This window comes from Mesorhizobium sp. M7A.F.Ca.US.006.04.2.1 (assembly GCF_004022915.1).
GTDB classification, from domain to species: domain Bacteria; phylum Pseudomonadota; class Alphaproteobacteria; order Rhizobiales; family Rhizobiaceae; genus Mesorhizobium; species Mesorhizobium ciceri.
The window spans coordinates 1-9,735 of record NZ_RZQA01000143.1 but is presented as its reverse complement, the minus strand read 5'-3'; the positions used below and the strand labels follow the sequence as shown (position 1 = coordinate 9,735).

The 9,735-nt window shown below is 63.2% G+C and carries 9 protein-coding genes; 5 read left to right on the top strand and 4 right to left on the bottom strand.

What is annotated here, in order from left to right; all coding sequences use genetic code 11:
• The 3 genes from rfaE2 to EN925_RS10495 form a co-directional block, all read left to right on the top strand.
• Positions 1-1,110: D-glycero-beta-D-manno-heptose 1-phosphate adenylyltransferase (gene rfaE2 / locus EN925_RS10505; RefSeq protein WP_128336510.1), on the top strand; the 1,110-nt coding region annotated here is incomplete at its 5' end.
• Positions 1,111-1,117: 7 nt separating this feature from the next.
• Positions 1,118-1,690: an SIS domain-containing protein gene (locus EN925_RS10500; RefSeq protein ID WP_024504153.1), complete on the top strand. Its 573-nt coding sequence runs from the start codon at positions 1,118-1,120 to the stop codon at positions 1,688-1,690.
• Positions 1,683-2,342, top strand: coding sequence for an HAD-IIIA family hydrolase (locus EN925_RS10495; protein WP_127368154.1), 660 nt, complete (start codon positions 1,683-1,685; stop codon positions 2,340-2,342). The genes EN925_RS10500 and EN925_RS10495 overlap by 8 nt, the downstream gene beginning before the upstream one ends.
• A gap of 4 nt (positions 2,343-2,346) precedes the next feature.
• On the opposite strand, the gene EN925_RS10490 is transcribed toward EN925_RS10495, so the two are convergent.
• Both EN925_RS10490 and EN925_RS10485 read right to left on the bottom strand, forming a co-directional pair.
• On the bottom strand, positions 2,347-3,141 hold the full coding sequence (locus EN925_RS10490) for a glycosyltransferase family 2 protein (RefSeq protein ID WP_063172903.1): 795 nt from the start codon (positions 3,139-3,141) through the stop codon (positions 2,347-2,349).
• Positions 3,142-3,393: 252 nt separating this feature from the next.
• The gene (locus tag EN925_RS10485) at positions 3,394-3,873 is read right to left on the bottom strand and encodes an Lrp/AsnC family transcriptional regulator (RefSeq protein ID WP_023809735.1); all 480 of its coding nucleotides are present in this window, start codon (positions 3,871-3,873) and stop codon (positions 3,394-3,396) included.
• Between the two features lie 249 nt (positions 3,874-4,122).
• Between EN925_RS10485 and trxB the strand changes: the two genes are divergently transcribed.
• Together trxB and EN925_RS10475 are read left to right on the top strand one after the other, a co-directional pair.
• Positions 4,123-5,097: a thioredoxin-disulfide reductase gene (gene trxB / locus EN925_RS10480; RefSeq protein ID WP_127368155.1), complete on the top strand. Its 975-nt coding sequence runs from the start codon at positions 4,123-4,125 to the stop codon at positions 5,095-5,097.
• Between the two features lie 79 nt (positions 5,098-5,176).
• Entirely contained in the window at positions 5,177-6,073 is an 897-nt protein-coding gene (locus EN925_RS10475; protein ID WP_013530079.1) for a LysR family transcriptional regulator, read from the top strand.
• Between the two features lie 66 nt (positions 6,074-6,139).
• On the opposite strand, the gene EN925_RS10470 is transcribed toward EN925_RS10475, so the two are convergent.
• Both EN925_RS10470 and EN925_RS10465 read right to left on the bottom strand, forming a co-directional pair.
• Positions 6,140-6,637, bottom strand: coding sequence for an isoprenylcysteine carboxylmethyltransferase family protein (locus EN925_RS10470; RefSeq protein ID WP_027162108.1), 498 nt, complete (start codon positions 6,635-6,637; stop codon positions 6,140-6,142).
• 721 nt (positions 6,638-7,358) lie between these two features.
• The gene (locus EN925_RS10465; protein ID WP_127368156.1) at positions 7,359-9,410 is read right to left on the bottom strand and encodes an elongation factor G; all 2,052 of its coding nucleotides are present in this window, start codon (positions 9,408-9,410) and stop codon (positions 7,359-7,361) included.
• Positions 9,411-9,735 lie beyond the last annotated feature (325 nt).

The window sequence follows — 9,735 nt, the reverse complement described above, 5'->3', positions numbered from 1 at the left end:
CTGCGTTTCGATGAAGAGGAGATCAAGCCGCTCGGCGCCGCGGAGCGAGCCGGCCTGATCCGCCATTTCCGCGCCGCGCTGGCGCACGCCGACATCGTCATCCTGTCCGATTACGGCAAGGGCATCCTGCTCGACGGCGTCGCCGGCGACTTGATCGCCATCTGCCGCGAGGCTGGAAAGCCGGTGCTGGTCGACCCTAAGGGCCGCGATTACGCGCGCTATGCCGGGGCGACCGCCATCACCCCCAACCGCAAGGAACTCGGCGAGGCCGTCGGCCATGCGGTGTTCGCCGATGACGAGATCGTGGCTGCCGCGCGCCAGCTGATTTCGGCACATGGTTTCGATTTCGTCGTTGCGACGCGCAGCGAAAAGGGCATGAGCGTGGTCGGCCCCGACGAGGCGCGCCACATCGCCACCCAGGCGCGCGAAGTGTTCGACGTTTCGGGCGCCGGCGATACGGTGATCGCGAGCTTCGCGCTGGCGCTGGCCGTAGGCGCCGATACGGTCATGGCCGCTTCGATCGCCAATGCCGCTGGTGGCGTCGTTGTGGGAAAACGCGGCACAGCGCGGCTGACGGTCGAGGAACTCACCGGCGCGCTGTTCCGTTCACATGGGCCGACCGCCCACAAGGACGCCATCCTCGACGCCACATCGGCCGCCCGCATGGTGGCGGCGTGGAAGGAAGAGGGCCTGAGCGTCGGCTTCACCAATGGTTGCTTCGACATCCTGCATGCCGGCCATGTCAGCTTGCTGCACGCGGCGCGAAGCCAGTGCGACCGGCTGGTGCTCGGCCTCAACAGCGATGCCTCGGTGCGGCGCCTGAAGGGCGCCGGCCGGCCGGTCAACGACCAGCACGACCGCGCCTGCGTGCTGGCAGCACTCGCCTCGGTCGACGCGGTCGTGGTGTTTGAGGAAGATACGCCGCTGGCGCTGATCGAAGCGCTGCTGCCCGACATACTGGTCAAGGGCGCCGATTACACGGTCGATACCGTGGTCGGCGCCGATGTGGTGCAGAAGGCCGGCGGACGCGTCGTGCTGGTCGATCTCGTCGCTGGAAAAAGCACCACCAACACCATTGGCAAATTGCGCGCCGGCGGCACCACAAACTGAGGGTTTCATGTCCGACTTGAACGATTACCTTGTCCGCTCGGCGGCTGCCATATCAGCCATGGTCGAACGGGACCTGACCGGTGAGATGGAGCGGGCAGCGAGCGCGGTGGTGACGGCGCTTTCGTCGGGGAAGGCCTTGCTCATCGCCGGCAATGGCGGCTCGGCCAGCGACGCCATCCACATTGCCGGCGAACTGGTCGGCCGCTTTCTCAAGGAGCGCAAGGCCTACAATGTCATCGCGCTGCCGGCCAATGCGGCGGTGCTGACCGCCTGGGGCAACGACTATGGCTTCGACACGGTGTTTTCGCGCCAGGTCGAGGCGCATGGCGCGGCCGGCGGCGTGCTTCTGGCAATCTCGACCAGCGGCAATTCGCCGAGCATCCTCGCCGCCGCCGAACAGGCACGGAGGATGGACATGACGGTGATCGGCATGACCGGCGATACCGGCGGCAAGCTGAAACCTCTGTCCGATATTCTGCTCAACGTTCCGTCGACCTCGACGCCGATCATCCAGCAGGGGCATCTGTGCCTTTATCATCATCTGTGCGAGGTGGTCGAAGCGCGCCTCAGCAATGGCTGATCCCACGACCTCTGGCCGCTATCCGCTGGCTGAGCCGGGCCTGTGGGTCGAGCAGGTCGGCTCAAAGGTGTTCGCCGCCGGCTCTCCGGCGCTGTTCCTCGACCGCGACGGCACCATCAATATCGATACGGGCTATCCGGATGATCCTGGCGAAATGGTGCTGCGCGCGGATATAGCCGCGGTGATAGCCGCCGCCAACGGGGCCGGCATTCCCGTCATCGTCGTCACCAACCAGTCCGGCATCGCGCGCGGCTATTTCGGCTGGAGCGATTTCGCCGCCGTCAATGGCCGCGTGCTCGAACTGCTACGCGCCGACAATGCGTTCGTCGACATGGTCCTTGCCTGCGCCTATCACGAGGCGGGCTCCGGCCCGCTCGCGGCCGCAGATCATCCGATGCGCAAGCCCAATCCGGGCATGCTGCTGGAGGCGGCCAGGCGCCTCGGGCTCGATCTGCGGCGTTCGCTGATCGTCGGCGACAAGGAGGCCGACATGGAGGCGGGACAACGCGCCGGCCTCTCGCAGGGCTGGCTGGTGGACGGGCAAGCGGCTGTCCGACGGGGCTTCACAATTCGGCCTTGGTGCGACCGCGCGGACTTCGACGGCCTGCTCGCCGCAATAGCTGGACTTGGGGCCGCCTCGGGCGCGCCCTAACGGTCTATACCCGATCGTTGTCCCGCCAGGCTTCATAGAGCTTGGCCTCGGTGGCGAACGAATACACCATCACCAGCATCGAATAGACGAACCCGTGCCGGCCGCACAGGAAGTAGCGCTTGGCCAGGTAAAACTTCAGGAAGTTGCCAAGCGGCGACAGCACCAGTCTTATCAGGCCAGGCTTCTTGGCTCGTTCGACCAGCGTGGCGACCTTGAGGCTGGAGTAGGTGTTGGCTCTCGCCAGATCCTCGGCAATAGTCATTTCGCGGCGATGCAGCAGCACGCCATTTTCTATGGTGCCGGTTTCGCCCGGCACCTCGAACGACTCATGGACCCGCAGATTGAGGTCCATGGTTGCCTTGTCGCGCCGGAAAAGCCGCAGCAGCCTGTTGTGAAGCACCCAGCGGTGCGCATAGCCGTAACCCTTCAGCTTGTCGCGGCGCCTGATATACCATCCGTCGAAAGCGTCATTCCCAAGCTGCGTCACACTCATGATCGACTGCCTGAGAACGTCATCGATGGCCTCGTCGGCTTCAATCGAAAGGCACCACGGTTGGGTGGCCTGATCGAGCGCGAATTGCCGCTGACGAGGAAAGCCCGGCCAATCATTGTGAAACAGCCTTATCGGGTAGCCCTTGGCGATGAACGCATTGACGACGTCCAGAGTGCTGTCCGTCGAGCCTGAATCGACGACGATGATCTCGGCGCAGAAGTCGACGCTCTCCAGGCATTCGCCGATCATGTCGGCCTCGTTCATACAGATGACCAGCGCCGAAACCGGGCTAGAAAATCGAGTCATCGTCCCACCCCACGGCACACTGTTCTCGGAATTGGGCTGCCCTGCGCCACCTGTATTATGCAATCCCGAAAGCGCTATGCGCTTTTCCCAGGAAAACCGTTACACACTTTTTCTGGAATTGCTCTAGGAAACCAGCAAGGCGGCTACGGCAGGACATCCGGCTTCACAGAAGTGCCTATCGAACGCCAAAGCGGCGCTGATATGGCGAGGCGTTCAAGCCGCATCGGCGAAAGCCGGTTGCGGTTCACCGGCTCAAGGCTGTGCGAACGAGACCAAGCCTTCGTCCTTGACCCGGCGGATGGTGAGCGCTGTGCGCACCGTGTCGACATTCGGGGTCGAGGTCAGTTCCTCGATGACGAAGGTCTGGAAGGCGCCGAGGTCGCTCGCCACGCAATGCAGGAGGAAATCGGATTCGCCCGACACCATCCAGGCGTCGCGTACGATCGGCCAGCCGCGGGTGCGCTCGGCAAAGATGCGCAGCTCGGCATCGGCTTGATGATGCAGGCCGACCAGGCAGAAGGCAACGACATCAAGGCCGAGCGCTGGTGCGTTGAGCAGAGCGCGGTAGCCACGGATGATGCCGGCTTCCTCCAGGCGCTTGACGCGGCGCAGGCATGGCGGTGCCGAAATGCCGACGCGGTTCGACAGTTCGACATTGGTCATGCGGCCGTCGCCCTGCAATTCGCGCAGGATCTTCCAGTCGATGGCGTCGAGGTCGGCCTTGAGCGGCATGGGGGCTCTCGATCATGAGGGGCAACACGCAAGAATCTTGCGTGATTTTGTAATTAAACGACTTCGCTGTCCATTCCATCCTTCGCCCGGAATATTTCGCGGGATCCGCGGGCGACAGGGTGTGACAAAGCTTTCCGGGGACGAACTCCAACTTGCCTTGCTGGCGTCGTGGGCAACACTTACATTACGCGCGACAATGATCGAGTTTTCCATGCCGCAATTGCCGGCAGCCCTCCGCAGAGGCTTTAGATGACCACCAAGCACGCGCCCGTTCTCATCATCGGTTCCGGCCCGGCCGGCTATACGGCGGCGGTCTACGCCGCCCGCGCCATGCTGAAGCCGATGCTGGTCGCCGGCCTGCAGCAGGGCGGGCAGTTGATGATCACCACCGATGTCGAGAACTATCCCGGCTTCGCCGACCCGATCCAGGGTCCGTGGCTGATGGAGCAGATGCTGAAACAGGCCGAGCATGTCGGCACCGACATCATCAACGACATCATCACCGAGGTCGACCTCAACGTGCGACCGTTCCGTGCCAAGGGCGATTCCGGCACCACCTACACCGCCGACGCGCTGATCATCGCGACCGGCGCGCAAGCGAAATGGCTGGGCATCCCGACCGAGCAGGACTTTATGGGTTTTGGAGTCTCGGCCTGCGCCACCTGTGACGGCTTCTTCTACCGGGGCAAGGATGTCGCGGTGATCGGCGGCGGCAATTCGGCGGTGGAAGAGGCGCTCTATCTGTCCAATCTCGCCAAGAGCGTGACGGTGATCCACAGGCGCAGCGATTTTCGCGCCGAACGTATCCTGCGCGAGCGGCTTCTGAAGAAGGACAATGTCCGCGTCATCTGGGACACGATCGTCGACGAGATCACCGGTCGGCCCGGCAAGACGCCGCTGCCGCCCTCGGTCGTGGGGCTGAAGCTCAAGCATGCGGTGACCGGCGAGGTGTCGCACCTCAAGATCGACGGCGTGTTCGTGGCCATCGGCCATGCGCCGGCGGTTGAACTGTTCGCCGGCAAGCTCAAGCAGAAGCCGAACGGCTATCTGTGGACGGCGCCGGATTCGACCCGCACCGATGTGCCGGGCGTGTTCGCGGCCGGCGATGTGACCGACGATATCTACCGCCAGGCGGTGACGGCAGCGGGGCTTGGCTGCATGGCCGCACTCGAGGCGGAGAAGTATCTGGCCGGCATCGAAGTGCATCGCGAAGCGGCCGAGTAGAGAGTTCAGAGAGCGGCTTAGAAACGCCGTGTAAAAGCCTGATTTTTCATTCAGACGCCAAAACAGAACGAGGGGAATCATGGCGTTGGACTGGGACAAGCTACGCGTGTTTCACGCTGCGGCGGAGGCGGGGTCGTTTACCCATGCGGCCGAGACATTGCATCTGTCACAATCGGCGATCTCGCGGCAGGTCAGCGCGCTCGAGCATGATGTCGGCGTGCCGCTGTTCAACCGCCACGCCCGCGGGCTGGTGTTGACCGAGCAGGGTGAGATGCTGTTTCGCACGGCGCATGACGTGCTGATGAAACTGGAGACCATCAAGTCCCGGCTGACCGAGACCAAGGATCGCCCGTCGGGCGTGCTGCGGGTGACGACGACGGTGGGGCTGGGCGCCGGCTGGCTAACCGAGCGGGTGCAGGAATTCATCGAACTCTATCCTGAAATCAGCCTGCAGTTGATCCTCGCCAACGAGGAGCTCGATCTCACCATGCGCCAGGCCGATTGCGCCATTCGGCTGCGCCAGCCGCAGCAGCCGGACCTGATCCAGCGCCGCCTGTTCACCGTGCATTTCCACCTCTACGCGGCCCCATCCTATGTCGCCAAGCATGGCAGGCCGTCTTCCGTCGCCGAGCTGAAGGCCCATCGCATCGTCACCTTCGGCGTGCCGGTGCCGTCGCATCTGTCGGAGCTGAACTGGCTGGAAACGGTCGGTGATTTCGAAGGCGGACAAAGGGTGCCGACGCTGCAGATCAACGACATATTGTCGATCAAGCGGGCGGTGCAGGGCGGTGCCGGTATCGCCATGCTGCCCGACTATGTGATCAGCAAGGACTCCGACCTCGTGCAGCTGCTGCCGGAGACCGAGGTGCCGTCTTTCGACACCTATTTTGCTTATCCGGACGCGATGAAGAACCAGGCCAAGCTGCACGTGTTCCGGGACTTTATCATCGCCAAGGCGAGAAGCTGGTCATTCTAAGGACATGTCGATTGCCTGGCCCGACCTGAGCCTCAACATGCCCTGAGACGGCGCTGCCGGTTTCACCTACCCCCGCCAGGGCGACAGTCGAGGCAACCAGCCGGGTACGTTGCGGCGGTAGGCGTCGTATTCGGCGCCGTACCGGTGAGCCAAAGTCGGCTCCTCGTAGAACCGCACGAAAGAGCCCATGGCGATCGCGCCGATGACCGCATAAGCGGCCAGCGTCCAGCTCGAGAACAGCAATGCCTGGCCGAGGATGATCGACAGCACGGCGACATACATCGGGTTGCGGACATGACGGTAGATGCCGCCGATCACCAGCCTCTCGGTTGGCGCGACCGGAGCGGGCGTGCCGAGGCCCTCAAGCGCGAATCGACCGAAGGCATGCAGCAGTGCTGCGATCGCGACGGCGATCAGAAGCCCGCCGACAGGGACAAAGCCCGGCAGACCAGACCACGGCAAGCCCCAGCGATCTGTCAACAGCCATGGCACCAGCCCGGCAACCACGCAGGGCGCCGCGATGAAGAAGGCCGCACTGCCGGCGATCGCCGAAAACGTCCGCATTGGCTGCCTCCTCCCCGATTGCCTTAGAAATGCACGCCTGCTGCCTGCTTCCACATCATTGCCCGGTTTTGGCATTTTGAACCGAAAGCCAGCCGAGATCGGCGATTCTGTAGTTGCAATTGCCCGATTCGGCGGCCCATTTCGACGATTCTGCTGGTCCTATTGGCTTCTGGAATGGGTTAGACCACAGCCTGCGTCTTTTTGCATGCGTGTGTTGCAAAATAGATGCTTGTTTCTTGGGCATGATGAGCACATATATAGATCATCTCCTGGGCGCGTTCTCCTCCCATTAGCGCCCTCGAGTGTTCCCCTCTGGAGGTTAGCCTTAACAGGCACTCCAATCAAACTCAGCCGGATCTTCATTGATCCGGCTTTTTTGTTGCCTGTGTTCTGTTGGGCCGGCAAAAAATTCCATCACAATTGCCACGTAACGGTGACATGTAACCTCTGGTAACATAGCCCGGGCGCCCGCGACCTGCTATGTGGATCATAGGACGCGGTGTGGTTCGGACGGGAGATGGGGGCATCACTCGTACGGCCCGGGCTCAGGCGGCTACCGCGTCCGAACCGTTTTTCCGCCGAACTCGGCGGCACCAAATGCGGCGGACCTGCCGTTTTACCTCCCAAGGAAACGGTCCGCGAACAAAACGACGTCCGGTCCCCGCCGGACGTCGTTTTCTTTTGTCCCCCTCGAATCAGGTTCGAGAGGAACGCTACGCCATCAGGCAGCCTTGCCGTTGGTGTTCATCGCCTCGTCGGCCAGACGGCCGGTGAGTTCGGCCATGTGGTCGAAGACGGCACGGTAGCTGGCGACGCCCGCGGTCGCCGAGCGCAACTCGATGATCAGGTCGCCGATCTCGGCTTGCGGCATGGTTGCCTCGACGACATCCCATCCTGGCCAGCCAGGCCGCGCGTCGTAGCCGAGTATCTGGCCGCGCCGTTGCGGGATGAGAGCGATGATCTTCGAGGTGGCGTCGGAGGGTGTGACGATCTCGACCTTCATCACAGGCTCCAGGAGCACCGGCAAGCACGCGGCCATGCCTTCCTTCATTGCCAGCCTGGCCGCCATCTGGAAGGCCATGTCGGAGGAATCGACCGCATGGTAGGAGCCGTCCGACAGGTTGACTGCGACATCCACGACCGGAAAGCCCAGCGGCCCGGATTTCAGATAGTCGCGCACCCCGGTCTCGACCGACTGGATGTAGGTCTTGGGCACGACGCCGCCGGTGATGGTGTCGGTGAACTGGAAGCCGGAGCCGCGCGGCAGCGGCTTGATCTCGATCACCACGTCACCGAACTGGCCATGTCCGCCGGACTGTTTCTTGTGACGGCCGCGCTGTTGCGCCGATTTGCGGATCGTCTCGCGATAGGGCACCGCCGGCGGATGGCCTTCGACCGGTATCTGGTTCTTGCCTTCCAGCCGCTCGCGCACCACGCGCAGATGCATCTCGCCATGGCCCGACAGCACGGTTTCAGCCGAGTCCTGGTTGTGGCGCAGGCTGAGCGAGGGGTCCTCCTCGGCCAGCCGCTGGATGGCAGCCGACATCTTCACTTCGTCCTTGCGCTCCTTGGGGCGGAGCGCGAAGGCGAAGACCGGCTGCGGCGGCTCGAACTGGACGAGCGGCTTGATGCCGCCCTTGGCCGAACTCAGCGTCTGGCCGGTCTTGACCTCGTCCAGCTTGCCCAGCGCGACCGTATCGCCGGCCTTGGCGCTGGAGAGCTTGGACTGGTCCTTGCCGAGCATCCGGTAGATGCCGGAAACCTTGGCCGTGTCGCCGCCGGGCAGCCAGAGTTCGGAACCGTCGACGACCTGGCCGGAGAGGATGCGCGACACCGACAGCTTGCCGCCATGCGAGGTGTGGATGGTCTTCATCACCTGGACCAGGGTAGCCGCGCCGTCGGGTGCACCGAGCCGCTTGCGGGTCGCCTCGATGTCGGGCGCGTCGTGGCGGATCGCCTTCAGGAGACGCAGCACGCCGTTGCCTTTCTCGGCGGTGCCGATCAGCACCGGCGTCACCGCGCCGTCGCGCAGGTCGGCGGCGAGATCGTCGAAGATCGCGTCCTTTGGCGGTTCGATCTCCTCGAGCAGCTGTTCCATCAACTGGTCATCATGGTCGGCCAGCGTCTCCAGCATCGAGAAACGCGCTTCGAGCTCGCGCGCCTTCTCGTCGCCGGGAATCTGCGCCACCTCGCTTTCGGCATATTCGCGATAGATGTAGGCGCGCTCCAGCGCCAGGTCGATCGAACCAATGACGACGCCGTCCTTGCGCAGCGGAATCTGGCGCAGCAGCAATGGCACGGCACTGGCCGGCTGCAGCATCTTCAGCGTGTCTCGCACGCCGGTGATTGCCTTGTCGACCTTGTTGAGAAACAGGATGCGCGGCACGCCGAGATCGTCGAGCTTGCGCATGATCAGTTGCAGGGCAGGGATCTTCTTTTCATCGGCCTCGGCCACGACCACCGCGAGGTCGCAGGCGGCCAGCACCGGTTCGGCTTCGAAAGAGAATTCGATGGAGCCGGGACAGTCGACGAAGGTGATCTGCTCGCCCATGAATTCGGTGGTGGCGATCGTCGCCTCGACGCTCATGGCGTGGGCGCGCGCCTCGGGCGAATGATCTGAAACGGTGTTGCCTGATGAAACGGGATTTTGTCGGGGAATTGAGCCCGTACGGGCCAATATGGCTTCGAGAAGTGTCGTCTTACCGCTTGCGAAGGGACCGACTATGGCAATGCATTTCGGTCCCGTGCGTCGTCCTCCGGCGCGAGTACCCATGACTGACCTCCACTCAGGCGTTTCCCGCAGGACCGACTGGCATGCATGGTTCAGGCGTGGTCAATCGGTCCTGAGCGGCGGCCGGCCTGTTCGACCGTCGCGGGCGGGGTTCTTTTCAAGTCCACCTGCCCAAAGCCATCGTCCCACTTGTTTGCCGGCAGGGCAAGGAAAATAGAAATCCTTTGCTCGGCCGTGGACCCGTGCTGGCCATATAGGGGGCTGGCAGCCGGAAGCTGTTGCACGTCGGCCGATATCGGCGGAAACTGAAGCAGGCGACCCGTCGCCCGCTGTTTTGAAGGACCATCGACCCATGAAGATCATTGCC